General features: G+C 62.3%; 1 protein-coding gene. It reads left to right on the top strand.

The window, feature by feature from the left end; genetic code table 11:
• Positions 1-467: aminotransferase class I/II-fold pyridoxal phosphate-dependent enzyme (locus M3191_RS18245; RefSeq protein WP_251701733.1), on the top strand; the 467-nt coding region annotated here is incomplete at both ends.

Consider the following 467-nt stretch of genomic DNA (forward strand, 5'->3'; position numbering starts at 1 on the left):
GTTCTGGGATCGCCAGGAGATGACGCTGCACTGCAGCTCGTTCTCAAAATGTCTGGTACCCGGCTTTCGTATCGGCTGGGTGGCGGCCGGCAAACAGGCGCGGCGGATCCAGCAGCTCCAGCTGATGAGTACGCTTTCCACCAGTTCGCCGATGCAGTTAGCCCTGGTGGATTACCTGTCCACCAAGCGCTATGACGCCCACCTGCGCCGTCTACGTCGTCAGCTGGCGGAGCGTAAACAGCAGGCCTGGCAGGCGCTGCTGCGCCATCTGCCGCCGGAGGTCATCGTCCACCACAGCGACAGCGGCTACTTTCTGTGGATCGAACTACCGGAAGGGGCCGACGCTAGCGCACTTAGCGCCCGGGCGCTGGCGTCGCACATCAGCATTGCCCCAGGGAAAATGTTCTCCACCTCCGACAGCTGGACCTCGTTTTTCCGTTTTAATACCGCCTGGGGCTGGGGGGAAC

It is taken from the genome of Sporosarcina luteola (assembly GCF_023715535.1).
Classification (GTDB): Bacteria; Bacillota; Bacilli; order Bacillales_A; family Planococcaceae; genus Sporosarcina; species Sporosarcina luteola_B.